This window comes from Streptomyces sp. NPDC031265, assembly GCF_055570295.1.
The window spans coordinates 332,750-358,038 of the sequence record NZ_JBVIHM010000001.1 but is presented as its reverse complement, the minus strand read 5'-3'; the positions used below and the strand labels follow the sequence as shown (position 1 = coordinate 358,038).

Genomic DNA, 25,289 nt, shown 5'->3' with positions numbered 1-25,289 from the left:
TCACAGCCTCACCTGTGGATCGGGCCCGCGTCTGCGCCCTCCGTCGGGCGCGGATGGGGCGGGCCCTTTCGGTAGAGCACGACGGTGAGCAGCAGGCCGAGGGCGAAGAAGCCGAGATCGCTCTGCGCGGAGGGCAGAGCGATGTTCACGATGGTGGCGTCGAGCACCACGTCGAGCACCACCATGAGCTGGGCGACGCCGATGACCGCGAGGACCAGTCAGCGGTGTTCATGGGCGGCGCCCGGGTGGGCGGTGCGCCCGGCGGCAGCGGCGGCGGCCGTGGCCGCGCCCCCGCCGCGCAGTGGCTGTCCGTCGGGACTCGGCCCGGCCGCCGCTCCGGCACTCTCCTCCGGTGCCGAAGCGGCGGCTATGCGTTCCGCCCTGCCCTCTTCGACGGCGTCCTTGGTGTGACGGCCCATGGCGTACGTCTCCTTACAGGGGATACGCGCCCTTCATCACGCTAAGGCGAGGTACGGGGTTCCGCCACGCGAGTGACACGGGGGGCCAAAGGGGGTGCACCGGGCGCACCGGGCGCCAACGAACCGTCGCGGGGAGCAACCGCGAGACGTTACGGCATGGTGGGCGGCCGGGGCCCGGACACGCCGGGCTCCGGACCCAACAACCGGAACCGCAGGGCCACTTCGAGCTCGAAGCGGGCGTCCGGGTCGTCGAGCGCGGACCCGAAGAGCTGCTCGATGCGGCGCAGGCGTCGGCGTACGGTCTGCGGGTGCAGCGCGAGCCACTCGGCAGAGCTGCGCCTTCACGCATTTCCCGTGCCTGCGCGACGGGCGCGCTCGCGGTGACGGGCCCGGTGATCTGACCTTCAGAGGCTGCGCACGAAGGCGCTGAAGGCGGCGGGGCCGACGACGAAGGCCCCGCCGTCGGGGTTCTTGGAGTCGCGGACGGCGATGCGGTGGGGCTGGGTGGCGATTTCGACGCAGTCGCCGCCGGTGTCGGAGCTGTACGACGACTTACGCCATGCGGCAGCCCCGAGGGGCGCGCACTCGACGCATTCACCTCCGGTGTCGGAGCTGTACGACGACTTACGCCACTGGGCGCTCGCCAGGTTTACGTTGGTCCCCATAACGCTCCTCCATTACGCGGGCGATCAGTGCCGCCGAATCCTCCACGGAGAGGGCAGTGGCCTGCAAGTGATCGTAACGGAGTGAACCCTCCCTGAGCGCTTGCGGGTTGGCGGTCATGTGCCCGCTGACGAAGTCCTCGGTGTACACGAGGTCCGGATCGTCGTCGAACCGCAGGGTGGTGAAGGAGCCAGGCAGCCCGGCGTGCTGACCAGCCTCGAACGGCAGCACCTGCACCTTCACCCACTCCCGCTTCCTGTGCAGGTCCAGCAGGTGCTCCAGCTGCTCCCGCATGACCTTGCGACCGCCGATCTCCTGATGCAGGACCGCCTCGCTCATCACCACCCAGGTCAGCGGTGGGGTCTCGCGGTCAAGGATTCGCTGCCGCTCCATGCGTGCCTCGACGCGCGCGTCGATGTCGCCCTCGTCCCGCACGCCCAGCACCGCACGGGCGTAATCCTCGGTCTGGAGCAGCCCGTACACCAACTGCGCCTGGAACGTGGAGATGTACGCCGCCCGCGCCTCCATCTCCGCGTACTGCTGGAACCATGACGGCAACTGGCTGCGCAGGACCAGGCCGACGAGACGCGCGAAGAACCCCTCCGTGAGGAGCGCGGCATCGAGCCGCTCGGAGATGTCCCGCGTCGGGACCTTCCGCGCCGTCTCGATCTGGCCGATCAACGACGCCGCGCAGAAGATACAGCTCCCGAGCTGCTCCTGCGTCATTCCGGCTGCTTCGCGCTTGCGGCGCAGCTCGGAACCGTAATAGTCCAGCGGTGAGGCGCTGGGATCGAGGTCTCGGATGTTGACCATGACGAAGGGTCACCCCCAACCACACACGGTGGGCAGATTTTTCGGCCCATACCGAACGTAACCAGATCACCGCACTCTGGTGGCGTGAACCACGCAACTCACCCTTCCGAGGCGGAAGTTGGGGGGCGCTACGGCATGAACCTCACCGTGGGCGACCACTCGGCCCGGCATTTACGCCGGATCCTCCGCCAGTATCTGGCCAACTGGTCCATGACCGAGCTGGCCGACGACGCGGAACTCGCGTTGACCGAGCTCATGGCGAACGTCGTACGCCATGTGCCCGGCCGCACCTGCCAGTTGGTGATATTCCAGCGTGCGGGCGGCCTGCGCGTGGAGCTCACGGACGACTGCCCGAAGCTCCCCGCGATGCCCGCCCACCCCGACGAACTGGCCGAATCCGGCCGGGGGTTGCTGATCGTGGCGACGGTGGCGAACCGGTGGGGCGTGGTGTCGCACGCGGGGGGCGGGAAGACGGTGTGGTTCGAGTGCGACACGAGCGGTGAGTCCGAATAGGTGAGCCCGAATAGGTGAGCCCGATCAGCGGAAGCCGCCCATCGCGGCCCGTACCTCGTCGAGGGTGACCTCCGCGATCGCATTGGCGCGTTTGTTGCCCTCGCGCAGGACCTCCCGTACGTACGGGAGGTCGCTCGCGTACTCCGCCCGGCGGGCCCGCATCGGCGCGAGGTAGGTGTTGACGGCCTCGGTGACGTGCCCCTTGAGCGCGGCGGCGCCGCCGTCCCCGATCTCGGCGGCCACGTCGTGCGGGTCGCGGTCCTGGCAGAGGGCGGCGAGCTGGAGCAGGCCGGAGACGCCGGGTCGGTCGGCGGGGTCGTACGTGATGCGGCGGTCCGCGTCGGTCGTGGCGCGGCGGATGAGCGCGGCGGTCTCGTCGGCGGTGGCGGAGAGGGGGACGGAGTTGGAGCGGGACTTGCTCATCTTCGTACCGTCGGTGCCGAGGAGCAGGGGCGCGGCGGAGAGCAGGGCCTCGGGCTCGGGGAAGACCTGCCCGTAACGGTCGTTGAAGCGGCGGGCGATCGTACGGGTGAGCTCCAGGTGGGGGACCTGGTCCTGGCCGACGGGGACGACGTCGGCCTTGCAGAAGAGGATGTCGGCGGCCTGGTGGACCGGATACGTGAACATCAGGCCGCTGACGGCCGACTGGCGCGAGTGCGCGATCTCGTCCTTCACGGTGGGGTTGCGGCCGAGCTCGGCGACGGAGACGAGGCTCAGGAAGGGGAGGAGAAGCTGGTTGAGGGCGGGGACGGCGCTGTGGGTGAAGACGGTCGCGCGGGCGGGGTCGATACCGGCGGCGAGATAGTCGAGGACGAGTCCTTCGGTGTGGCCGACGAGGTTGTCGGCGAGGTCGCGGTCGGTGATGACCTGGTAGTCCGGGATGACGAGGAAGACCTCCACGCCGTCGTTCTGGAGGCGGACGCGGTTCTGGAGCGTGCCGAAGTAGTGGCCGAGGTGGAGGGGGCCGGTGGGGCGGTCGCCGGTGAGCATGCGGGTCATGTGGCTGCCTCTCTGGGTGGCGGGCGGTCGTCGGGGACGGCCGGTCCGGTCCAGAGGGGTCCGGGCATGCGAAAGGGCCGTCCGTATCGAACGGCCCTCGATGGCGTGCAGGTGTCGTGGCCGCTCCTAGAAGGAGCGCCACCAGCAGAGATTGCTGACACGGTGCACGTCGGAAGTCATATGGGGAGTGTAACGGGACGGGGGTCCCGGACGGCAGGGATTTCCGTCACTCACTTGTGCGCGTGATCCCCCACGTAGAAGAGCAGCCAGACGAACCCGGCGAAGAGGTGCGTGCCGAAGATGTAGAACCCGGCGCGGAGGGCGATACCGCGCTCTTTGCTCTTCTCGGTGTCCTCGGCCACGGGGGCGCTCCTTCCGGTGGGCGTCCCTCTCAGGGTACGGGGGCCGGGACAGCTACAGGGCGTCGATGGCCTTGACGATCAGGGCGCGGGCGTCGGCACCCGGAACAGCCGGGTGGTGGGTTGCTCGCGCGGTTCCCCGCGCCCCTTGAATGCCGCTGCGCGGCATCATTGGGGGCGGCCCGAAGGGGTGCGTCTTCAGGGGCGCGGGGAACTGCGCGACCAGCCCCCATCGGGCCGCAGCCGAGGAGCGGCGCACTTCGCGAAGCGGGCCGCCGCGCGCAGGGGTCGACGCCGACGGTGTCGGACCCCCGCGAGAGGCCCGGGCCTCACCAACCCGGCTGCTCCGGCGGCCCGGGTGGGGCAGGCCCCCAGGCCGCCGGAGGCGGGCGCAGCACGCACGCGCGGGCGGACGCCGACGGCGGGGGCCGCCCACGAGAGGCCCGGGCGATCCAACCCCGCCGAACCGGCGGGCGGGTGGGCGTGGTGGGCTAGCGTGGGGACGCGATCGCCCGCGCCGCTCGGACCTCCTGGCGGAGGGGGGCCAGGACGCTCTCCTCCGACCCCGTCAGGGACGCCCGTACCTCCACCAGGGTGGACGAGGCCCGGAGCCCGTCCGCCAGAGCGCGCAGCTCACGGGACACCTCCGCCACTTCCGACGCGCCCGGCGCAGCCGCCCCGTGGTTCACCCGCACCCGCGCCGCCGTCGTCGCGTCCACGATCCGTTCCACCGCCACCACCAGCGGCCACCACGCCGCCGCCCGCGCCCCGGTCGGCGGCGGCTCGGTCAGGGCCCGCTGGAACTCGGAGCGGACCACCGACAGGTCCCGGTAGAGCCGGCGCCGCCGCCGCACGCGCTCCGCCTGGTCCCTGCCGGCGAACGCGCATTCCACGTACCCCGCCGCCTCCCCCACCGCGTCCGCCAGCCGGTCCCCGATCCGGGTGTGCCAGCTCTCCGGCCACAGCAGGTACCCGGCCACCAGCGAGATCCCGCAGCCGATCAGGCTGTCCCACAGGCGCGGCAGGATCAGGGCGAAGCCCTGGTGGTTCAGGACGTCGGAGAGGAGCAGGATCACGGGGGTGATCGCCGCCGTCTGGAAGGCGTACCCCTTCGCCGAGAACGCCGGGATCAGGGCCGCGAGCACCACCATCACCGGCACGTCCCACCAGCCCCGTGGCACCTCCGCGAGTACCGCCGCCGCCGTGACCAGCCCCGCCGCCGTGCCGAGGGCCCGCAGCACCGCCCGGGAGAACACCGACCCGAAGTCCGGCTTCAGGACGAACGTGACGGTCAGCGCCACCCAGTACGACCGCTCCACCGCCACCAGCGACACCAGCGCCTGGGCGAGCCCGATGCAGAGCGCGAGCCGCAGCCCGTACCGCCAGGACGCCTGCGAGAACAGCACGTTGCGCGCGCCCCGCCGCAGCCGGATCCGCAGCGCCGCCGGGCGCCCGAGCCGGTCGTCGACGTTGTACGGGTCGGGGTCCGGCTTGTGCACCACCACCGCCGCGTGCCGCAGCGCCGCGTCCACCGCACGCTCCGACGGCTTGGCGGGCTCGGGGAGCGCCAGGTCCGGCACCGGTCCCGTCCGGGCCTGCTCCACCGCCGACGCCAACTCCCGTACGGCCGAAGGGATTTCGGCGGGCAGCGGGCGCCCCCGCAGATGCGCGGCCGGGGCCGCCTCCACCAGCGGGATCACCACGTTCAGTTGCGCCAGCAGCCGTACCAGCGGGCTGCGCCGCCCGTGGTCGCGGGTGCGGCGCGCGAGCACCAGGTCGTACGCCGTGTTGAGCGACTGCGTGACCGTCTGCCGCCTGGCGTCGTACGCCGGTGTGCCCGCCGCTTCGAGCAGGTCGGCCACCGACCGGTAGGTCGCGGCGACGGCGGCCCGTTCCGGGACCCGGTTGCGCAGCGGCCAGCCGAGCAGGGTGAGCAGGAGGACGAAGAGGCCGCCGAGGGTGAGCAGCAGCGGCGCCTTCCACCACGGCGAGGGCATCGGAAGCCCGGCCCCGACCACCGCGTTCAGCAGGAGCAGCAGCCCTGACACGGAGGCCACCGCGCCGATGGACGAGATCATTCCGGAGACGAGCGCGACCAGGGTGAGCACGGCGACGGCGAGCCAGCCGTCCCCGTACACCAGGGCGCCGAGCGTGACGCCGATCGCGCCGAAGAGCTGCGGCACGGCGATGTTGAAGACCCGCATCCGGTACGCGTCGGCCGTGTCGCCGATGACCCCCGACAGGGCGCCCATCGACACCAGCGCGCCGTACGCCGGCTGGTCGGTGGCGAAGCCCACGGCGAGCGGGGCCGCGAGGCCGATCCCGGCCCGGGCGACGGCGGGCCACACGATCGGCGTGCTCTGCGGGCGCAACCCGCTGACCAGCCACTGCGGCGGCGCCAGCCGCACCCGCCCCCGGTCGCCCGGGTCCTTGTCCACGTCGAGCTGTCCACCCATGGCATCAGTATGCGATCACGGTGATTCAGGCCTTTTGGGCGGGTCTTTCGGCACAATGGATCTTCGCGGGTGTTCGTCTGCGGGCCGTCTGCGGCTGGTCGCGCGGTTCCCCGCGCCCCTTGGGTGGTCCGCCGCAGTCGGAGAACCGAGCTCAGCCACAGTCCTGTCAAGGGCGCGGGGAGCTGCGCGACCGGTCCCCACCCGCCTGCGGACGCGTGTCCGATGGACGAATACTTATCCACAGGGTGTGGATAAGTATTTCGGAAATCCGAACTCCTACGGCACGAACAGCGTCTTCCCCCGCGCCCCGCCCGCCCGGTTCCGCTCCAGCGCCTCCGGCACCTTCTCCAACGGGTACTCCCCGTCCACCGGCACGTGCACCTCGCCCGCCAGCGCCGCCGCGGCCAGCGCGTCGAGCAGCGCTCCCGACGCCGTGAGCCGGAAGTTCACGCCCTTCCCGGGCGGGGCCGCGCCCCGGGTGCTCAGCGCGGCCCCGCCCGGACGCATCAACGACGCGTACGCGTCGAAGGCCTCCGCGTCGGCCGACACCAGGTCGACCACCGCGTCCACCCCGCCCGGCGCGGCCCGCGCGCACGCCTCGCGCACCGACTGCTCGGTGGAGTCGATCGCGACCGCCGCGCCCAGCGCCCGCATCCGCTCCCGCTCGTTGCCCCGCACCACCGCCACGACCCGGACGTCCCGCGCCGCCGCCAGCTGGGTCAGCGCGCTGCCGACCCCGCCCGCCGCGCCCACGATGAGCATGGAGTCGCCCGGTTCGAGCGCCACCCCGGTGCGCAGGATCTGGAGCGCGGTCATCCCTGCCGTGGGCAGGGCCGCGGCCGCCCGCAGCGCGAGGCCGTCCGGCACCCCGGCGATCGTCGAGTCGTGCGGCATCGTCACGTACTCCGCGTACGTTCCGGTCCCCACCGGTGGCCGCGCCGCCTGCCCGTACACCGCGTCGCCCACCACGAACCGGTTCTCGCCCGGGCCGACCACGTCCACGCGGCCCGCGAAGTCGAGGCCCAGGACCAGCGGGAAGACGTGCGGGAGGCGGCCGTCGAGGAGACCGTCGGCGACCTGCCAGTCGAACGGGTTGAGGGCGGCGTAGTCGATCTTCACCAGGACCTCGCCGGGGCCGGGCACCGGCTTGGGGACATGGACGACCCCCGGCGTGGCCCTGAAGGCCTGGACCGCGACAGCGCGCATACGCGTACGCCTCCTGCTCGGCCCCCCTGCAACCAGGCCTACGGACGGTCCGATCCTCACCCAGGACTGCGCCGCCCGCACCCCGGGGAGCCGCCATCCGGCCTTAGGGCCTGCCCTGACCCTCGAACAGTTCGAGGTCGACCACGAGCGCCCGGTGGTCGGTCCCGCGCAGGGTCAGGAACCGCGCCGACCTGACCGTGAAGTCGTCGCCGCTGACCAGCACATGGTCGATCTGGGTCCGGAACGGCGTGGTGCGGTCGGCGGGCCAGGAGTACGCGCGGGACTCGCCCACGAGCCGGGCGCTGTCGTGCAGGGCGCCCGCCTTCAGGACCGACCGGAACGCGGCGTGGTCCTGGGTGGCGTTGAAGTCCCCGGCGACGATCACCGGCTCCCCCTTCACCGACGCCGCGAAGTCCCGTACCCGCCCGAGCTCCCGGTGCCACGTGCCCTCCCGGCCCGGCAGCGGCGGCTCCGGGTGCGCGAGCTGGAGCCGTACGCCGCGCCCCGCGACCAGCGCCACCGCGCCCGGCATGGCCATCTCGGAGGGGATCGTGGGGGCGGCCGTGAGCGGGTACTTGCTGAGGATCGCGGACCCGGCCGAGCCGTCCTCGCGTACGACGTTCCGGTACGGGTAGTCCGCCTTCGCCACCCGCTGCTCCAGCGCGTCCGCGCAGACGAAGGCGCACTCCTCGACGAAGACGAAGTCCGGCTTCTCGCGCCGCACCGCCGCGACCAAGTCGTCCGTCGCCCAGCCGAATTCGGTGTTGGAGGTGAGGACGCGCAGCTCACCGAGGGGGCGGCCGTGCGGCCGGGTGATCTCGGCGCCGTACGGCTGGGTGTACCAACCGGTCACCGCCAGCACCACAAGCGCCCACGCCAACCCGGTCCGCCACCGCCCGAACGCGGCCAGTACGAGCCCGGCGCCGCCCGGCACCAGCAGCCACGGCAGGAACGCGAGCAGCTGCGGCACGGGCGTGACCCCGTCCGAGGCCGCGGCCCGGCACCCGACGACCGCGCTGACCCCGGCGAGCACCAGCCCGCCCAGGACCGCACTCGCCCGGCGCCACGGGTGCCCCCGCCCCCCGGGCGGCCCCGCCGCCGCGTCCGTGGCGGGCCAGGGCGGTGCGGTGCCAAGGGCGTCCAAGGGACCCTCCCGGTCGACGGTTCGACAGGCCGTTGTGCCCTCAAGTATCCGCCGGTGTGCGCCGTCAGCCCGTCAGATGGGCGCGCAGGGCCGCGTTGAACTCGGCGGGCCGCTCCAGATTGGGCAGATGGGCCGCCGACTCCACGACGACGAGGGTGGATCCGGGGACCGCCGCGTGCATCGCCTCGGCGTCCTCGACCGGCGTGTACGTGTCGTCGCGCCCCACGACGATCAGGGTCGGGACGGTGACGGTGGTGAGCAGCTCGCGGTAGTCGGGCCGCTCGGCGCGCCCGCGCAGCGCGGCGGCGGCGCCTTCGGGATCGGTGGCGGTCATCATCCGGTGGACGTGCGCCTTCACTTCGGTGTCCGCGTACGGCGCCACCATCTTCTCCAGGACCTCGTCCGCGTACGGCTTCATGCCCTCGCGTACGAGCCGGTCGGCCATCTCGCGGCGGGCGATGCGCCCGGCCGGGGTCTCGGCGGCGGGAAAGGTGTCGGCGAGGACGAGCGAGCTGATCCGCTCCGGGAAGAGCCGGTAGCACTCCATGACGATCTGGCCGCCCATGGAGAGCCCGCCGAGCCCGAAGCGCGCGATGCCGAGCCGGTCGGCGAGCGCGCGGACATCCTCGGCGAAGTCCGACAGGAGGGTGGTGCCGGGGGTGCCGGGCGCGCTGCCGTAGCCGCGCAGATCGGGGGCGACGACGCGGTGCGTACGCGCGAACTCCTCGATCTGGGGGTCCCACATCGTGCGGTCGAAGGGATGGCCGTGGACCAGGAGCAGGGCGTCGCCGGTACCCCGGTCGGTGTAGGTGGTGGGCATGCCAGGAGGCTAGGCGTGCTCAACTGCTCGGTGCAATAAGATCTTTGCTCTCGGTGCAATGCGGGAGGGGCTGGCAGAGGTGGACTACCGGCGGCTGGCGGACGGCGTGGCGAAGGCGATAGCCGATGGGAGGCTGCGCCCGGGCGACCGGCTGCCGCCCCAGCGGACGTTCGCGCGCCGCCACCGGGTGGCGGTCTCCACGGCGATACGGGCGTACGGGGAGCTGGTGCGCCGGGGCCTGGTGGTGGGGGAGGCCGGGCGCGGCACGTTCGTACGGGCGGCGCCGCCGCACCCCGGGTCGGTGCTCGCGGAGGACAGCGGCCGCACCCCGGTGAACCTGGAGCTCAACTACCCCGTGGCGGACGGCCAGTCGGAGCTGATGGCGCGCGGACTCGCGGCCCTGGCCCGCCCGGACGTACTCCTGGAGGCCACCCGCCCGGCGGCGGCGGACGGCACACCCGGGGCGCGGGAGGCGGCGGCCCGGGTACTCGCCCGCCCCGGCTGGCGCCCGGACCCGGACCGGCTGCTGTTCGCGGGCAACGGCCGCCAGGCGATCGCGGCGGCGCTGTCGGCGCTGGTGCGGCCCGGGGGCCGGGTGGGGGTGGAGGAGCTGACGTATCCGCTGGTCAAGGCGGTGGCGGAGCGACTGGGGATCATCTTGGTACCGATCGGGACGGACGGGTCGGGGCTGCTGCCGTCGGCCCTTGAGGCGGCGCACCGGCGTACGCCGCTGAGCGCGGTGTACGTACAGCCGACGCTGCACAACCCCCTGTCGCTGACGATGCCGGGGGCGCGCCGCGAGGAACTGGCCCGGGTTCTGCGGGAGGTGGGGCTGGTGGCGGTGGAGGACACGACGTGGGCGTTCCTGGCCGCCGCGGATACGCCCGCGCCGCTGGCGGCGTACGCGCCGGAGCGGACCCTTCTGGTCGACAGCCTGTCGAAGCGGCTGGCGCCCGGGCTGACGGTGGGGTTCCTGAGCGTCCCCGAGGCGTACGGGGAGGAGGTCGCGCGGGCACTGCGGTCCGGGGCCTGGACGGCGGGCCGGTTCAACCTGGAGGCGGCGGTGCGATGGGTGGAGGACGGGACGGTCGAGGCGGTGACGGCGGCGAAGCGGGCGGAGGCGGGGGCGCGGCACGCGCTGGTGGCGGGGCATCTGGGGGACCACGCGATTCGCACCGACCCGTGCTCCTACTACTGCTGGTGGGAGCTGCCGGCGCCGTGGCGGGCGGAGACGTTCGTGGCGGCGGCCGCGGAGGAGCTGGGGATCGCGGTCACGCCCGGTTCGGCGTTCGCGGTGGGCGCCGCTTCGGCGCCGGACGCGGTCAGGGTGGGTCTGGCGTCGCCGCCACGGCCGGTGCTTGACGCGGCGCTTCGTCGGCTGGCGGAGCTCGCCGTACGCGGCCGCTCAGCCAGGCCGTGAGAGCCAGGGCGAGACCCACGGCTACGGCGCCCCAGGCCGCGCTGCGCAGGATCGCGGTGAGCGTGTCGTAGACGCCCGCGGCGGTGCCGGGGTCGGCGTGGGCCGGGAGGTCGGCGAGGGTGAGGACACGGCCCAGGGCGACCAGGGCGCGCAGCCCGAGCCCGCCCGCGGCGATGCCGAGGCCGACTGCGGTGACGGAGGAGCGCACGGGTCCAGCCAACCCCGGGTTGCCGGGTGGGGCGCGCGGGTGTGGGCTGTATGGGGGAAGTGGAAGGAGTTGCGCCATGTCCGCACACGCAGCGATGCCGGCACCGTCCCGGCCCGGCCCTCTCTCCGGCCTGACCGCCCGTCTCGGCCTGCCGGTGGCGCTGATCGCCCTGCCGGTGGTCATCGGGATCTTCTACGGCTTCTGGGCCGCGTCCATCAACCGGCGGGGCGGCGAGGTCACCGGCGGCAACATCGCGCTCGGGCTGGTGTCCGGAGTGGTGATCGCCGCGCTCGGGCTGGGGTTGCTGATGATCCAGGGCCGGTTGCCTCGGGAGCTGCGGGCGGTGGCGTTCGGAGCGTTGTTCGGGGCGGGGACGGGGTTTCTGTATGCCCAGTCGGGCGAGAGTGTGTTCGGGGCGTCGATGATGGGGGCGCTGCTGGGGGGCGGGATGATGGCGGCGGCGTTCTACGCGTTCTACACGCGGGAGTAGGCCGGGGGCGGGACCGCCGGTTCGGCGGGGCTGCATCGCCCGGACCACGCCCGCCGGTTCGGCGGGGTTGGATCGCCCGGGCCTCTCGTGGGTGGCCCCCACCGTCGGCGTCCGCCCGCGCGTGCGTGCTGCGCCCGCCTCCGGCGGCCCGGGGGCCAGCCCCACCCGGGCCGCCGGAGCAGCCGGGTTGGTGAGGCCCGGGCCTCTCGCGGGGGTCCGACACCGTCGGCGTCGACCCCTGCGCGCGGCGGCCCGCTTCGCGAAGTGCGCCGCTCCTCGGCTGCGGCCCGGTGGGGGCTGGTCGCGCAGTTCCCCGCGCCCCTGAAGACGCACCCCTTCGGGCCGCCCCCAATGATGCCGCGCAGCGGCATTCAAGGGGCGCGGGGAACCGCGCGAGCAACCCACCACAACCCGCAGACAGCCAACCCCTCAGGGGCGCAGGCAACGCGCGAGCAACCCTCCACGGCCTGCGGAGGGCAACCCGAGGGGCGTGGGGTGTGAGCCGCAGGCGGCGGGCGGGCACCCGGCGGAGGCCCGGGCCGTGCCAACCCCGCCGAACGGGCGGGCGGGTGGGCGAGGGCCGGGTCAGAACAGGGGCAGCTGGCCCGGGAACAACGCCACTTCGTAACCGTCCAGCGTCCGCTGGCCCGCGGACGCCGGTGCCCGGCGTTTCGAGCCAGGGCAGAGTGTCAGCTCCCCGCCGCCCCCCGTGCGCGTGCGCGGATCGTGGCGCACGTACTTGCCCGCCACCACGGCCACGGCACGGCCGCACGACGGACACGGACGGCGGGGAGAGACACTCGGCATGCGTTCATGCTGCCAGAGGGGAACGACACCCGGGTGCCCCACCGGCCCGCCCGGCCGCATGCCGAGTCGGAGGTCATCGGTATCGGCGCGGCTCAGGCCGAGCCCGCCCCCGTACCCCTCACGCCGCAGGCACCGCCGCCGGCTTGAACGCCGACGCCAGGCCGTTCCGCCACAGGCTGTTCACCCGCGACCGCTCCGTGCTGTTCGGGTACGCGTTCCTGCACGACGTGCCCGGCCCGCCGCCGGACATCAGCTCGCTGCACGGGCCCGAGTAGTGGTCCGGCAGACCCAGGACGTGGCCGGTCTCGTGGGCGACCACGCGGACCGAGTAGTACTGCTGGTTCTGCTGGTAGTCGAGGAAGATGTACCCGCCGCCGTGCCCGTCCGTGGACGCGTACGAGCCGTTCGGGTCGTTGCCCTCGTAGTACGAGAAGTCGGCGCCGGAGGAGGACTCGGCGAGGCGTACGTTCTGCACCGAGGAGTTCCAGATCTGCGCGGACTGCGATATCTGGGAGCGGAAGCTCGGCGCGTTGCGGGTGCTGTAGTAGACGGTGACGGAGGCCGCCAGCGGGTTGGCGGCCCGCTTCTTGGCCACCGACTTCATCACGGCGTCGTAGAACGCCTTGTTGTTGGCCGCCTCCTTGGCGGAGCCCGCGTACGTCGAGCCCTGCGCGTACGCGGAGGTGGCGGCGGTGGACGGGGAAGGGGCGGCGGCCGTGGCGGGGATCGCGCCGAGGCCGGCGAGCGCCAGACCCAGTGCGGTGGACAGGACGACAGTCCTCTGGTGTCTCATGGGGGGCTCCTGGTCGTTCTCGTGGGGGTGGCCCCGGTGGGTTGCCGGGACCAGGGCGAGTGTCGGGGAGCCGGGTGCGCGCGGGGATGATGGCAATCGGCGATAACTCGGCGTTATCGGCGGGGAATCAGCCGTCTAGTGCGGGACATGACAACCCCTTTACCCTCGGGCCATGGAGCTCGACGTGAGGCACCTCCGCGCCCTCTGCGCGATCGCCGACACCGGCAGTCTGCACAGGGCCGCGCGGCAGCTCGGAACCAGCCAGCCGGCCCTGACCACCCAGCTCCGGCGCATCGAGCACTCACTGGGCGGCCTGCTCTTCTCCCGGGAGCGCACCGGCTGCCGGCCGACCCCCCTCGGCCAGACCGTCCTCAGCCGCGCCCGCCCCCTGCTCGCCGGGATGGACGCGCTGGTCACCGAGGTGCGGGCGGCCGTCGACGGGGTGGACGGGCGGCCCCGGCTGCGCATCGGCTCGACCGCCAGCCGCGCCATCCCCGGCTGGCTGAGACGGCTGCGCGAACGCCTGCCCCACGCCGAGACCCAGCTGCACGTCGCCGTCTCCGCCAACGCCCTGCTCGGCCTGGTCGCGGCGGGCGAGCTCGACGTGGCCTTCGTCCACCAGGTGGAGGGCTGCCCGCTGCGGGTGCCGGACGGCCTCGACGTGCGCGTACTCGTCGAGCGCGAGCCCCAGTTCATCTCGCTCGCCGTCGACCACCCGGCGGCCGACGGCGAGGTGGTGGACCTCACCGATCTGGCGGACGACCGGTGGATGGTCGACCCCAGCGTGGACGGTGAGTGGGACGGGCTGCGGCGCGTGTTCGCCGCCGCCGGGCTCAACCCCCGTGTGCTGCACGGCGATTACCTCACCGCCGCCTCCCTGGTCGCCACCGGCGAGGTCGTCACCCCCTGCCAGCCGACCTCCCGCCCGCGCCCGGACATGGCGATCCGGCCGCTGCGCGGCGACCCCCTGGCCGTACGGCTGCTGCTCGCCGCGCGGGCGGGGGCGTACGAGGAGGCGCTGTACGGGACGGTCCACTCCGCGCTCGACGGGGCGTACTGGGAGGCGGCCCGGATGTCCGCCCCCTACCGCGCGTGGCTGGCCGGGCCGCTACGGACCCCGGCCCCCCGGCCCTGTCTGCGATAGTCGCCTCGCGGCAAGGCGGACGCACCGACTCCGTATGACTGGATCCGTCCTCGTATGCGGGGGAAGCGCGGCACCCCCTGCCCGCTCCGGAGCCCACTACGATGCACGCGGCTTCCGGATGCGCGTGGGCAACACCCGTTCCGGTGGCCGGAGTTCTGACATACCGCCATATGTCACGCAGCAAAGGACGTTCTGGTCATGAGCAGCAGCCGCAGCACGGGCAGAGGGCTACGCTCCAACGCCCTCGGCACGTTCGACACCGTCGTCATGGCCGTCGCGGGCAGCGCGCCCGCGTACTCGCTGGCCGCCACCACCGCCGTACTGACCGGGGCCGTCGGCCTCGCCGGACCCGCCGCGCTGCTCTACTGCGCGATACCCATGCTCGGCATCGTCCTCGCCTTCGGGCGCCTGGGGCGCATCGACGTCAACGCGGGCGCCGCCTACTCCTGGGTGGCCCGGACCCTGCACCCCTTCCTCGGCTTCATGAGCGGCTGGGCGCTGGTCGTGGCCGCCACCATCTTCATGGTCGCCGGATCGCTGCCCGCCGGGCAGATGACCCTCGCCCTCCTCGACCCCGAGCTCGCCCGCCACACCGCGCTCGCCACCGCCACCGGCGCCGGCTGGTTCCTGGTGATGCTCGCCGTGGTGCTCGGCGGCGCCCGGCTCTCCGCCCGCGCCCAGGTGATCGTCTCCGGCGTGGAGCTCGCCATCCTCGTCGTCTTCGCGGTCGGCGCGCTCCTCCACCACGGCGGCGCCGCCCCCTTCGACTGGTCCTGGCTGGGGTTCGGCCACTTCGACGGCCTGCGCGGCTTCGCCTCCGGCACCCTGATCGCCGCGTTCTACTACTGGGGCTGGGACGTCACCAGCAACCTCAGCGAGGAGACCCGCGACAGCCGCCGCACCGCCGGGCTCGCCGCCCTCGTCGGCCTCGCCGTCGTCTTCCTGCTCTTCGTCGGCTTCACCGTCGCCGTCAACATGACGCTGACGCCGGGCGCGGTCGAGCAGCACGGGTCCAACGTCCTCGCCGTGCTCGGCGAGACCATCTGGCCCGGCGTCGGCGGCAAGCTCATGGTGCTCGCCGTGGTCCTGTCCACGATCGCCACCCTGGAGACCACGCTGCTCCAGGTCACCCGCTCGCTCTTCGCGATGGGCCGCGACCGTACGCTGCCCGCCGCGCTCGGTACCGTGCACCGCCGCTGGAACACGCCCTGGGTCGCCGTCGTGGTGGTCGGCGCCGTCGCCCTCGCCCTGTTCGTCGCCTCCAACGCGCTGGGCTCGGTCGAGGACATCATGGCCGACGCACTCGCCGCGATCGGCCTCCAGACCACGTTCTACTACGGCCTCGCGGGCCTGGCCGCGGTCGTCGCGTACCGGGGGACGCTGACCAGATCGGTGGGCTCCTTCGTCTTCGGCGGACTGTGGCCCGCGCTCGGCGCCGTCTTCATGTTCTGCGTCTTCGTCGCCTCCCTCTCCCAGCTCAGCGCCGCCGCGATCGCCATCGGCCTGGGCGGACTGGCCGCCGGGCTCGCCCCGATGCTCTGGTACTGGCGGCGCGGCAGCGCCTACTACCGGCCCGCCGCCCTCGACGCCGGCCGGGCCATCGCCGTCGACGAGGTGTACGCGGCCTCCGGCGCGGGCCGCCCCGAGTACGCGGGCGCGGCCCTGCCCACCGACTTCTGACCACCTGGCCCCGACCCACCGACCAGAGAGGGGTGTTGATGGCCGCTGCCCGCCGCCGCTCCCCGGCCGTCCGCTTCGACCCGGACCTCGGCGACCGCCCGCTCGCCACCGCCCGGCACGACATCGTGATCGGGCGCTGGCAGGGCGTACGGGACCTGCTGCGGGCGACCGGCGAGAACTGGCCACTGCGCACCCACCGGATCCGGCTGCTCGCGCCCGCCGTCGCGGGCTCCACCGTCGTGGAGGCCTGGCGCGCCGCCGAGCCCGACAGCGCGGACGCGGCCGTACTGCGGGCCGCCACCGAAGTGGTCCGGGTCTTCCACCTCGCCATCGCGGCCGGGCGCGGTGCGGCGCCCGACCGGGACCGGCTCGACGTGGCGGTGATGGCCTGCCTGGGCGCGGCGGACGCGCACCCCGGCGACCCGATGCCGTGGGCGTCGCTGCTCACGGTGGCCCGGCTGTACGAGGGCGGGGTGGGGCGGCGCGATCTGCGCGGCTGGTGGGACGAGTTGCGCCGGCGCGACCCGTACCACGTGGAGGGCCATGTGCAGATGCTGCGCTACTTCTCCGCCCGCTGGCACGGGACGCACGGCACGATGTACGACTTCGCCCGGGACGCGGCGGGCGCGGCGCCCGAGGGCTCCGCGCTGCCGGTGCTCGTGCAGATCGCCCGGGTGGAGGAGTACCGGTACGCCGCCGAGGGCGCCAAGGGGCAGCCGGTGCGGGGGTTCGGGCAGCACTGGAGCGGCGAGCTGGCGGTGACCGAGCTGCGCCGCACCTACGACCGCTGGCTGGGCGGCCGCTCGCCCGGCCCGGTGCCGGTCGCGGAGGCGGCCGAGCTCAACTACCTCGCGCACGCCGCGTGTTGTGCCGGGCTGAGCCTGGAGGCGCGTTCCCTGGTGGGGCTGCTGGGGGAGCGGGCGGCGCGGGTGCCGTGGGTGTACACGGGCGATCCGGAGCAGCAGATCACGCGCTGGCGGATGCCGTCCGGGGCCTAACCGGTACCGCGTCGTCCGCCCCCTGCCGAGGTTGACCGGATCGGATCGCTAACCTTACGTGTCCACGCTCGTGGTCCCGCTCACGCGACGTGGATACGTATGGACACGTAACTGGCTGCCAATCGGATACGTAACGCCATGCAACGCATATCGCACCCAACTCATGCGAAAGGCCTCGCCCATGGGCATTCGGAGCTTGCTGCGCAAAGTGTTCGGACGCGATCGCGACGCGGAGAGCGCCGACCTGACGGCGGCTCCGGCGGAGGAATCGGCACCGGCCGCGGCCACCGTGCCGGCCCCCGCCGAGGAGTCCGCGCCCGCGACCCCGACGGTGCCGGCCGCGGCCCGGCGCGACCTCTCCCCCGCGGAGGAACTGGTCGCGGCGGCGTTCGACGCGTCCTCGTCCCGCCCGGCGGTCCCGTCCCCGGCGCGCCCGACGGAGGACACCTCCCTGACTGAGGCCCCGGCCCCCGCCACGCCCCCGGCCGGCTCCGACGTCCCGCAGCCGCGGGGCGAGTCCCCGCTGTCGGAGCCCGCCGCCCCGGCGGAGCCGGAAGCCGTGGAGGCCGAGCCGGTGGTGACGGAGGCCGTCGAGCCCGAGCCGGTGACGGAGGCCGTCGAGCCCGAGCCGGTCGTTGCGGCCGAGCCGGAGCCCGCGGTGGCCGAGCCCGTCGTCGTGGCCGAGCCCGAGCCCGCGGTGGCCGAGGCCGAGGTGGCCGAGCCCGTCGTCGTGGACGAGCCCGAGCCCGCGGTGGCCGAGGCCGAGGCCGAGGTGGCCGAGCCCGAGCCGGTGGCGGAGGCTGTCCAGCCCGAGCCCGTCGTTGCGGCCGAGCCGGAGCCCGCGGTGGCCGAGGCCGAGGCCGTCGTCGTGGACGAACCCGAGCCCGCGGCCGTGGTGGCCGAGCCGGAACCGGAGACCGAGCCGCAGGCCGCGGAGCCGGACCCGGAGCCCGTCGCTGTCGTGGCGGAGCCGGACCCGGAGCCCGTAGCCGTCATGGCCGAGGCCGAGCCCGTACAGGCCGAGGCCGAGGCCGGGCCGGAGCCCGTGGCGGCAGCCACGGACGCCGAGCCCGAGGCCGTGCAGCCCGCCGCCAAGGCGTCCGCGGCCGTCGCCCTCCCCCGTATCAAGTCCCGGGCCCCCGGCCTCGTGGAGCACTACAAGGCCGCCGGGGCGCAGCTGCGCACGGCCGGGCTCGTCGGGGCGCGGGCCAAGGTGTACCTCGTGCTCGACCGGTCCGGGTCGATGCGGCCGTACTACAAGGACGGCAGCGCCCAGCAGCTCGCCGAGCAGGCGCTCGCGCTCGCCGCGCACCTCGACGAGGACGCCGCCGTCCACACCGTGTTCTTCTCGACCGAGCTCGACGGCACCGCCGACCTCTCCCTCGGCTCGTACGAGGGCGTCGTCGACGACGCGCACGCCGCGCTCGGCCGGATGGGCCGCACCAGCTACCACTGCGCCGTCGAGGCGGTCGTCGAGCACTACGAGAAGAGCCAGTACGACGGCCCCGCGCTTGTGGTCTTCCAGACCGACGGCGCCCCGGACGCCAAGGTGGCCGCCCGCCAGGCGCTCGCGGACGCGTCCGGCAAGCAGCTGTTCTGGCAGTTCGTGGCGTTCGGCGAGGACGACAGCAAGGCCTTCGACTTCCTGCGCAAGCTGGACACCGAGAACGCCGCGTTCTTCCATGCCGGGCCGGCTCCCCGCGAGCTCCCGGACCCCGCGCTCTACGCCGGGCTCGTCGGCGGGTTCTCCCGGCGGTAAGCGCTCCTCGCGGAGGGCGGTTCCTCGCCTGCGGGCCGTCCGTGGCTGGTCGCGCGGTTCCCCGCGCCCCTGAAAGGCTGTGGCTGAGCCGGGTTCTCCGGCTGCGGCGGACCACCCGAGGGGCGCGGGGCTGTGACATGTGCGGCTCCGCCGCGTGGGCGCGCTCAGCCCCCACCGGCCCGCAGACGGACCCCGGGCCCAAACAGTGTCACCGTCACCGCCAGGCCGCCCTCCGGGAGCGGGGCGGCCGTTGCCGCCCCCCGTGCGCCAAGGGCCACCGAGCGGACCGTCGACAGGCCCAGCCCCGCCCCGGCCCCATCCGGTCCCGGCCCTCCCCCCGCCGGAACGGCTGGGCGAGCCCGCCCTGATCCGTACCGTCCAGGGCGTCGGCCACGCGCTGTTCCCCTTGCCGTACCCCGCCCACGTACGCGCCCCCTCCTCCCAGGACGCGTCCTTCGTACAGGACCGGATGTTTCGCGGACCTCTCCACCGGCCGCCGCGGGTTTATGCGGGTGAGTGGATCTCCCCGCGGCCGTTAGGATTTCGACCATGGCGGCCACTGGATCCGAGAAGCAGGGGGCGAAGGCGTTTTACGTCTCGACCCCCATTTACTACGTCAACGACGCTCCTCACCTGGGCCACGCCTACACGACCGTCGCAGGCGACGTGCTCACGCGCTGGCACCGTCAGCGCGGCGAGAAGGTGTGGTACCTCACCGGCACGGACGAGCACGGTCAGAAGATCATGCGCACTGCCGACGCCAACGGGGTGACCCCGCAGGAGTGGTGCGACAAGCTCGTGGAGGAGGCCTGGAAGCCCCTCTGGGAGCACCTGGAGATCGCGAACGACGACTTCATCCGTACGACGGAGAAGCGGCACACCGACCGTGTGCAGGAGTTCGTCCAGGACCTGTACGACAAGGGCGAGATCTACAAGGGCGGCTACGAGGGCCCGTACTGCGTGGGCTGTGAGGAGTACAAGCTCCCCGGCGACCTCATCGAGGCGGAGGACGGCACCAAGCTGTGCCCCGTCCACAAGAAGCCGGTGGAGATCCTCAAGGAGGAGAACTACTTCTTCAAGCTGAGCGAGTACGGCCCGAAGCTGATCGAGTTCTACGAGGCCAACCCCGGCTTCATCCAGCCCGAGTCGGCCCGCAACGAAGTCGTGAACTTCGTGAAGCAGGGCCTTGAGGACCTCTCGATCTCCCGTTCCACCTTCGACTGGGGCGTACCGGTCCCGTGGGACGACAAGCACGTCATCTACGTGTGGATCGACGCGCTCCTGAACTACGCCACGGCGGTCGGTTACGGGGCGAACCCGGAGAAGTTCGACGAGACGTTCCCGGCCAATGTCCACCTGATCGGGAAGGACATCCTCCGCTTCCACGCGGTCATCTGGCCCGCGATGCTGCTGGCCAACGGCCTGCCGGTGCCCGGCAGGATCGCGGCCAACGGCTGGCTGATGGTCGGCGGCGAGAAGATGTCGAAGTCCAACCTGACCGGCATCAAGCCGCAGGACCTGACCTCGCACTTCGGCGTCGACGCCTACCGCTGGTACTTCCTGCGCGCCATCGCCTTCGGCCAGGACGGCTCGTTCTCCTGGGAGGACTTCACCGCGCGGTACACCTCGGAGCTCGCCAACGACTACGGCAACCTCGCCTCGCGCCTGGCGGCCATGGTCGGCAAGTACTTCGGCGGCACGCTGCCCGCGGCGACGGCCTCCGGCCCGGCCGAGCAGGCCATCGCCGACGGCCTGACCAGGGCCGTCACCGAGGCGGACCGCAAGATCGGCGAGGAGCTGGACTTCCAGGGCGGCATCCTGGCGGTGTTCGACTTCGTGAAGCAGGTCAACGGCTACATCACGGAGCAGGAGCCGTGGAAGGTGGCCAAGGACGAGTCGGAGGAGGGCCGCGCCCGTCTCGCGACCATCCTCTACACGGCCGCCGAGGCGCTGCGCGCCGTCGCCGTCCTGCTGAACCCCGTCATGCCGGACACCTCGCAGAAGCTGTGGGAGTCGCTCGGCGCCGAGGCCGCAGGCCTCGGACCGCTGGCGGACCAGCGGGTCCAGGACGCGGCCCGCTGGGGGCAGCTCCCGGTCGGCGCGACGGTGACGAAGGGCGCGGTGCTGTTCCCGCGTCTGGAAGAGAAGCCGGCGTAGGCGTTACGTACGTGTGAAGGGCCCGGAACCGGCCAGGTTCCGGGCCCTTCGCGTGCGGTCTGCGGTTGCGGGGCGCCTCCTGTGGGCGCACGCTGCACGTGAATATGTACGTGCATGAGGGGGTGCGCGCCATGACCAGGAGTACGGACCAGCAGCGGGCCGAGGAAGAGGCCCAGCGCCGCGAGGAACTCATCCGCAAGGTCCGCGAGGCGAATCGCCAGAGCGTGAATCGCCCCACGGGACCGCCGTCCCCGGACTCACCGTCCCGGGACGAGGACTGAGGCGGGCGAACAGGATCAGCGGGACAGGGCCGCCGCGTCCCCCATCACGACCACCGGGGTGCGCGCCGGGTCGAGCGTGCGCAGCAACTGCCGCATGCGGTCCCGGGGAAGAGCCACACAGCCCTGCGTCGGGCCGCCGTGGTCGACGTGCAGCCAGATTCCGCCGCCGCGCCCGGCGCCCAGCGGCCGGGTCCAGTCCAGCGGGGTGGTGCCGGGCGCGCGGTTGTAGTTGATCGCCACCACGTAGTCGAAGGACCCGGCGAGCGGCTCGCCCTCGACGCCGGTGCCGCGCGCGGTGAACCCGGGCCCGTGGTCGTACGGGAGACGGGTGCCGGGGTCGGCGAGGCGGCCGCCCGCGTCGGTGAGGCCGAACACTCCGACGGGCGAGCGCAGATCGCCCGCCCGGTGCTCGCCGGTCCAGCCGCGCGCCGCGTTGCGTGCGGGCCAGGGGCCTTCGGCGGGCAGCCAGCCCTTGACCCGGTCGCGGGTGTAGAGGACGGCGGTGGCCCGGTTGGCGTCGGGCCCCTCGCCGGTGACGACGAGCGCCTGGGTGCTGGCGGCGGGGATACGGGCGCGGGTGGCGGGGCCGAGCGCGGGTATCTCGCGGGGGCGTACGGGTTCGGGCGCGGCCCGCCCGGCGTGCGCGCCCACGGCGTCGGTGCTGACGTCGGCGAGCGTGCCGGGCCCGTCGCCCTCGTCCCGGACGCCCTGGCCGTCGTTCCCGCACCCGGTCAGCAGCAGGGTCGCCAGGGAGAGGGCGGCCCAGGCGCCCCGGGTGGCACGCACGGACATGGCGGGGCCCTTCTTCGCAGGGACTTTCGTGGGGGCTTTCGTGGGGACTTTCGTGGGGGCGGCGGTCACTTCCGCCTCCCCTCGGGGGTGGGGTTCCTGGTGGCCGGGGGGGTGTCCCAGGTCGCGGTGTCCAGGACCCCGCGGACCTCGTCGGCGAGGCGGTCGGTGCCGGTGCCGGCACCGCCCGTACACAGGTTCGCGAGCAGGACCGTTCCGGGGTTCCCGGTGGCGCGCAGGGTCGTGTACTGCGCGGTGCCGCCGATCCGGCGGCAGCCGAACCACACCTCGCTGGAGCGGACGAACGCCGCCCCGGTCGGCGGCACGTTGGTGCCGAAGTCCGCGCCCCGCACCAGAGTGAGCGAGAGCAGGACGCCCCCGGGGCCCAGCCGCTCCACGGGCTGGCAGAGCATGCCCGACCCGCCCGGCCTCTTCAGCTCCGGGCAGGTCCGCTCGTACGGCTGGAGCCGCTGCGAGGCCACGAAACCGGTCGCCTGGACCTTGCGGGTCTCCTCGCCCGGCAGCCACAGCGCGTCCCAGGACGCGGGCAGCCGCAGCACCAGGCCGTCGAGCTCGGGGAAGGGCGCCCGCACCCCGGCGGTCCCGGTCACCGCCTGCGGCGGGGTCGCGGCGGGGGGCACGCTGTGCCGCTCGGTGCGCAGCGCGTCGGGCAGCAGCGCGCCGGCCGCCACCAGCGAGACCACCGTGACGGCCGCACCCCCGGCGGCCCGCCGCCGCCTGCGCCGCGCCAGCCGCTCGCGCACCTTGTCGAGGCGGCTCGCGGGGACGGGCGGCTGGGGAACGGCTCGCTCCAGCAGGATCCGCAGCGCCTGCTCGTCGTCGGGGAGGCCGTGGCCCAGGGAGCCGTGGCCAAGGAAGCCGTCGTCACTCATGGCGCTCCTCGATCAGTACGGGCAGCAGCGTCCGCAGGGTGCGCAGCGCCTTGGCGGCCTGGCTCTTGACCGTGCCCGGCGCACAGCCGAGCACCGCCGCCGTCTCCTCGACACCCAGGTCCTCGAAGTAGCGCAGCACCACGACCGCGCGCTGGCGGGCGGGCAGCGCGCGGACGGCCGCCGCCAGCGACTGCTCCAGGTCCACGCCCTCGTACGCGTCGAACGGCCCGGCGGCGTCCGGGAGTTCGCCGTGCGGGACCTCGCCCCGCCAGCGCCGCCGCCACCAGGAGGTGTAGGTGGTCACCAGCGTCTTGCGCAGATACGCCTCGGGGTGGTCGTCGGCTATCCGGTGCCACTTCGGCCAGACCTTGGCGAGCGCCGTCTGGAGCAGGTCCTCCGCCAGGTGCGCGTCGCCGGTCAGCAGCCAGGCCACCCGCAGCAGCCGGGGGCCCCGGGCGGCGACGAACTCCTCGAATCCGTCGGGTGCGTCGGGGGCCATCGTCGTGTCCTCGTCTGTCTGTCCGGGCTCTCACACCTGTCGAACGCGGTGGGGTGCCCGCCAGGTTGCCCCGGGCACGCGGAAGGGCCCGGATCCGCAGGAGGATCCGGGCCCTTCGTGACGCGTGCGGCGGACTACTTCTCCGTGCCTACTTCTCCGTGCCCTTGGCCACGACCGGCTTGCGGAGCTGGATGTTGAGCTCGCGCAGACGCGACTCCTCCAGCTCGCTGGGCGCGCCCATCATGAGGTCCTGCGCGTTGCCGTTCAGCGGGAACGCGATCGTCTCGCGGATGTTGGGCTCGTCCGCCAGCAGCATCACGATGCGGTCGACGCCCGGGGCGATGCCACCGTGCGGCGGGGCGCCGAGGCGGAACGCCTTGAGCATGCCGCCGAACTCCCGCTCCACGGTCTCCCGGTCGTAGCCCGCGACCTCGAACGCCTTGAACATGATGTCGGGCTCGTGGTTGCGGATCGCGCCCGAGGACAGCTCGATGCCGTTGCAGACGATGTCGTACTGCCATCCCAGGACGTCCAGCGGGTCCTGGGTCTCCAGGGCCTCAAGGCCGCCCTGCGGCATCGAGAAGGGGTTGTGCGAGAAGTCGATCTTGCCGGTCTCCTCGTCCTTCTCGTACATCGGGAAGTCGACGATCCAGCAGAACCGGAAGACGCCCTCCTCGAAGTGGCCGGCGCGCTTGGCGGCCTCGACGCGGACCGCGCCCATGATCTTGGAGACCTCGTCGTACTCGCCCGCGCCGAAGAACACGGCGTGACCGGCGGCCAGACCGAGGCGCTCGGTGAGGACCTTGATGTTCTCCTCGGTGAGGAACTTGGCGATCGGGCCCGCGAACGTGCCGTCCTCGCCGACGCGGATCCAGGCCAGGCCCTTGGCGCCGTGCTCCACCGCGTACTCGCCCAGGCCGTCGAAGAACTTGCGGGACTGGCCCGCCACGTCCGGCACCGGCAGCGCGCGCACGTGCTTGCCCGCGAACGCCTTGAACTCCGAGCCCTCGAAGACATCGGTGATGTCGACGAGTTCGAGCTGGGCGCGCAGGTCCGGCTTGTCGTTGCCGTACTTCAGCATCGACTCGCGGAACGGGATGCGCGGGAACGGCGAGGTGACGTGGCGGCCGCCGCCGAACTCCTCGAACAGCTCGGTCATGAGCTTCTCGATCGGCTGGAAGACGTCCTCCTGCTCGACGAAGCTCATCTCGACGTCGAGCTGGTAGAACTCGCCCGGCGAGCGGTCCGCGCGGGCGTCCTCGTCGCGGAAGCAGGGCGCGATCTGGAAGTAGCGGTCGAAGCCCGAGATCATCAGCAGCTGCTTGAACTGCTGGGGGGCCTGCGGCAGCGCGTAGAACCTGCCGGGGTTCAGCCGGGACGGGACGACGAAGTCGCGGGCGCCCTCGGGGGAGGTCGCGGCGAGGATCGGGGTCGCCATCTCGTTGAAGCCGAGCGCGGTCATCTTGTGGCGCATCGCCGAGATGACGGCGGAGCGCAGCATGATGTTGCGGTGCATGCGCTCGCGGCGCAGGTCGAGGAAGCGGTACTCCAGGCGCCGCTCCTCGTTGACGCCGTCCTCGGCGTTGATCGTGAACGGCAGCGGGCCGGCCGCGCCGAGCACCTCGACCTCGCCGACCTCGATCTCGACCTCGCCGGTCGGCAGGTCCGCGTTCACGTTCTCCGCGCCGCGCGAGACGACCTTGCCGTCGACCCGGACGACGGTCTCCTTGGAGAGCTTGTCCAGGACCTCCGCGCCGGCCGTGCCGGGGCGGGCGACGAGCTGGGTGATGCCGTAGTGGTCGCGCAGATCGATGAAGAGGATGCCGCCCAGGTCTCGGCGATTGTGCAGCCAGCCGCTCAGCCGGACGTCGGTACCGACGTCGGAGGCGCGGAGCTCGCCGCAGGTGTGGGACCTGTACCGATGCATTTCTTCATCCAGTTCTTCGCGTGACAGGCGGGAAACAGTCCCTCCAGGTTAC

25 protein-coding genes and 2 pseudogenes are annotated in these 25,289 nt (G+C 73.1%); 9 read left to right on the top strand and 18 right to left on the bottom strand.

Translation table 11 applies throughout. The annotated features are described in order from the left end of the window. Positions 1 to 8 precede the first annotated feature (8 nt). From ACZ499_RS01665 to ACZ499_RS01645, 5 genes and pseudogenes are all read right to left on the bottom strand, one after another. The gene (locus tag ACZ499_RS01665; RefSeq protein WP_468671069.1) at positions 9 to 185 is read right to left on the bottom strand and encodes a hypothetical protein; all 177 of its coding nucleotides are present in this window, start codon (positions 183 to 185) and stop codon (positions 9 to 11) included. A gap of 33 nt (positions 186 to 218) precedes the next feature. Further along, positions 219 to 419 carry a hypothetical protein gene (locus ACZ499_RS01660; RefSeq protein WP_468671067.1) on the bottom strand — a complete coding sequence of 67 codons (201 nt, stop codon included), beginning with the start codon at positions 417 to 419 and terminating at the stop codon, positions 219 to 221. Positions 420 to 568: 149 nt separating this feature from the next. Further along, positions 569 to 739, bottom strand: a pseudogene (locus tag ACZ499_RS01655) (helix-turn-helix domain-containing protein); the annotation flags it as partial. Between the two features lie 84 nt (positions 740 to 823). Next, positions 824 to 1,084: a DUF397 domain-containing protein gene (locus ACZ499_RS01650; RefSeq protein WP_468671065.1), complete on the bottom strand. Its 261-nt coding sequence runs from the start codon at positions 1,082 to 1,084 to the stop codon at positions 824 to 826. Continuing rightward, positions 1,044 to 1,895: a helix-turn-helix domain-containing protein gene (locus ACZ499_RS01645; RefSeq protein ID WP_468671063.1), complete on the bottom strand. Its 852-nt coding sequence runs from the start codon at positions 1,893 to 1,895 to the stop codon at positions 1,044 to 1,046. The genes ACZ499_RS01650 and ACZ499_RS01645 overlap by 41 nt, the downstream gene beginning before the upstream one ends. A gap of 135 nt (positions 1,896 to 2,030) precedes the next feature. Between ACZ499_RS01645 and ACZ499_RS01640 the strand changes: the two genes are divergently transcribed. After that, positions 2,031 to 2,408 carry an ATP-binding protein gene (locus ACZ499_RS01640; RefSeq protein ID WP_468671061.1) on the top strand — a complete coding sequence of 126 codons (378 nt, stop codon included), beginning with the start codon at positions 2,031 to 2,033 and terminating at the stop codon, positions 2,406 to 2,408. Positions 2,409 to 2,432: 24 nt separating this feature from the next. On the opposite strand, the gene trpS is transcribed toward ACZ499_RS01640, so the two are convergent. From trpS to ACZ499_RS01610, 6 genes are all read right to left on the bottom strand, one after another. Continuing rightward, complete coding sequence (trpS, locus tag ACZ499_RS01635; RefSeq protein WP_468671059.1) at positions 2,433 to 3,407, bottom strand: tryptophan--tRNA ligase; 975 nt, start codon at positions 3,405 to 3,407, stop codon at positions 2,433 to 2,435. Positions 3,408 to 3,637: 230 nt separating this feature from the next. Further along, a complete protein-coding gene (locus tag ACZ499_RS01630; protein ID WP_385539054.1) occupies positions 3,638 to 3,769 on the bottom strand; it encodes a DUF6126 family protein in 132 nt (43 codons plus the stop codon). A 488-nt stretch (positions 3,770 to 4,257) separates the two neighbouring features. Next, positions 4,258 to 6,222, bottom strand: coding sequence for an FUSC family protein (locus tag ACZ499_RS01625; protein ID WP_468671055.1), 1,965 nt, complete (start codon positions 6,220 to 6,222; stop codon positions 4,258 to 4,260). A 276-nt stretch (positions 6,223 to 6,498) separates the two neighbouring features. Beyond that, positions 6,499 to 7,428: an NADP-dependent oxidoreductase gene (locus tag ACZ499_RS01620; RefSeq protein ID WP_468671053.1), complete on the bottom strand. Its 930-nt coding sequence runs from the start codon at positions 7,426 to 7,428 to the stop codon at positions 6,499 to 6,501. Positions 7,429 to 7,531: 103 nt separating this feature from the next. Further along, the gene (locus ACZ499_RS01615) at positions 7,532 to 8,572 is read right to left on the bottom strand and encodes an endonuclease/exonuclease/phosphatase family protein (RefSeq protein WP_468671050.1); all 1,041 of its coding nucleotides are present in this window, start codon (positions 8,570 to 8,572) and stop codon (positions 7,532 to 7,534) included. Positions 8,573 to 8,636: 64 nt separating this feature from the next. Next, a complete protein-coding gene (locus tag ACZ499_RS01610; protein ID WP_468671048.1) occupies positions 8,637 to 9,392 on the bottom strand; it encodes an alpha/beta fold hydrolase in 756 nt (251 codons plus the stop codon). A gap of 58 nt (positions 9,393 to 9,450) precedes the next feature. On the opposite strand from ACZ499_RS01610, the gene ACZ499_RS01605 reads away from it, so the two are divergent. Further along, positions 9,451 to 10,812: an aminotransferase-like domain-containing protein gene (locus ACZ499_RS01605; RefSeq protein ID WP_468671046.1), complete on the top strand. Its 1,362-nt coding sequence runs from the start codon at positions 9,451 to 9,453 to the stop codon at positions 10,810 to 10,812. Here the strand turns inward: ACZ499_RS01605 and ACZ499_RS01600 are convergent. Then, on the bottom strand, positions 10,715 to 11,020 hold the full coding sequence (locus tag ACZ499_RS01600) for a hypothetical protein (RefSeq protein ID WP_468671044.1): 306 nt from the start codon (positions 11,018 to 11,020) through the stop codon (positions 10,715 to 10,717). The two genes, ACZ499_RS01605 and ACZ499_RS01600, sit on opposite strands and share 98 nt — an antisense overlap. Before the next feature lie 76 nt (positions 11,021 to 11,096). Between ACZ499_RS01600 and ACZ499_RS01595 the strand changes: the two genes are divergently transcribed. After that, positions 11,097 to 11,510, top strand: a complete 414-nt coding sequence (locus ACZ499_RS01595) for a hypothetical protein (RefSeq protein WP_468407998.1) — start codon at positions 11,097 to 11,099, stop codon at positions 11,508 to 11,510. Between the two features lie 925 nt (positions 11,511 to 12,435). Here ACZ499_RS01595 and snpA read toward each other — a convergent pair. Then, positions 12,436 to 13,110, bottom strand: a complete 675-nt coding sequence (gene snpA / locus ACZ499_RS01590) for a snapalysin (protein ID WP_468671040.1) — start codon at positions 13,108 to 13,110, stop codon at positions 12,436 to 12,438. A gap of 172 nt (positions 13,111 to 13,282) precedes the next feature. Between snpA and ACZ499_RS01585 the strand changes: the two genes are divergently transcribed. From ACZ499_RS01585 to ACZ499_RS01570, 4 genes are all read left to right on the top strand, one after another. Next, entirely contained in the window at positions 13,283 to 14,254 is a 972-nt protein-coding gene (locus ACZ499_RS01585) for a LysR family transcriptional regulator (protein ID WP_468671038.1), read from the top strand. 198 nt (positions 14,255 to 14,452) lie between these two features. Continuing rightward, entirely contained in the window at positions 14,453 to 15,934 is a 1,482-nt protein-coding gene (locus ACZ499_RS01580; RefSeq protein ID WP_468671035.1) for an APC family permease, read from the top strand. A gap of 38 nt (positions 15,935 to 15,972) precedes the next feature. Continuing rightward, the gene (locus tag ACZ499_RS01575; RefSeq protein WP_468671033.1) at positions 15,973 to 16,932 is read left to right on the top strand and encodes a hypothetical protein; all 960 of its coding nucleotides are present in this window, start codon (positions 15,973 to 15,975) and stop codon (positions 16,930 to 16,932) included. Between the two features lie 208 nt (positions 16,933 to 17,140). Continuing rightward, positions 17,141 to 18,691 carry a VWA domain-containing protein gene (locus tag ACZ499_RS01570; RefSeq protein WP_468671031.1) on the top strand — a complete coding sequence of 517 codons (1,551 nt, stop codon included), beginning with the start codon at positions 17,141 to 17,143 and terminating at the stop codon, positions 18,689 to 18,691. Between the two features lie 164 nt (positions 18,692 to 18,855). Here ACZ499_RS01570 and ACZ499_RS01565 read toward each other — a convergent pair. Beyond that, positions 18,856 to 19,061: pseudogene (locus ACZ499_RS01565) on the bottom strand (two-component sensor histidine kinase); the annotation flags it as partial. Between the two features lie 179 nt (positions 19,062 to 19,240). On the opposite strand from ACZ499_RS01565, the gene metG reads away from it, so the two are divergent. Both metG and ACZ499_RS01555 read left to right on the top strand, forming a co-directional pair. Continuing rightward, on the top strand, positions 19,241 to 20,848 hold the full coding sequence (gene metG / locus ACZ499_RS01560) for a methionine--tRNA ligase (protein ID WP_385543635.1): 1,608 nt from the start codon (positions 19,241 to 19,243) through the stop codon (positions 20,846 to 20,848). Positions 20,849 to 20,979: 131 nt separating this feature from the next. Beyond that, complete coding sequence (locus ACZ499_RS01555; RefSeq protein WP_468671027.1) at positions 20,980 to 21,129, top strand: hypothetical protein; 150 nt, start codon at positions 20,980 to 20,982, stop codon at positions 21,127 to 21,129. A gap of 15 nt (positions 21,130 to 21,144) precedes the next feature. On the opposite strand, the gene ACZ499_RS01550 is transcribed toward ACZ499_RS01555, so the two are convergent. From ACZ499_RS01550 to aspS, 4 genes are all read right to left on the bottom strand, one after another. After that, entirely contained in the window at positions 21,145 to 21,921 is a 777-nt protein-coding gene (locus ACZ499_RS01550; RefSeq protein WP_468671024.1) for a L,D-transpeptidase family protein, read from the bottom strand. 65 nt (positions 21,922 to 21,986) lie between these two features. Beyond that, positions 21,987 to 22,811, bottom strand: coding sequence for a hypothetical protein (locus ACZ499_RS01545; protein ID WP_468671021.1), 825 nt, complete (start codon positions 22,809 to 22,811; stop codon positions 21,987 to 21,989). Beyond that, a complete protein-coding gene (locus ACZ499_RS01540; RefSeq protein WP_385543626.1) occupies positions 22,804 to 23,310 on the bottom strand; it encodes a SigE family RNA polymerase sigma factor in 507 nt (168 codons plus the stop codon). Before ACZ499_RS01540 ends, ACZ499_RS01545 begins: the two co-directional genes overlap by 8 nt. Before the next feature lie 148 nt (positions 23,311 to 23,458). Beyond that, a complete protein-coding gene (gene aspS, locus ACZ499_RS01535) occupies positions 23,459 to 25,237 on the bottom strand; it encodes an aspartate--tRNA ligase (protein ID WP_468408026.1) in 1,779 nt (592 codons plus the stop codon). Between the last annotated feature and the right edge of the window lie 52 nt (positions 25,238 to 25,289).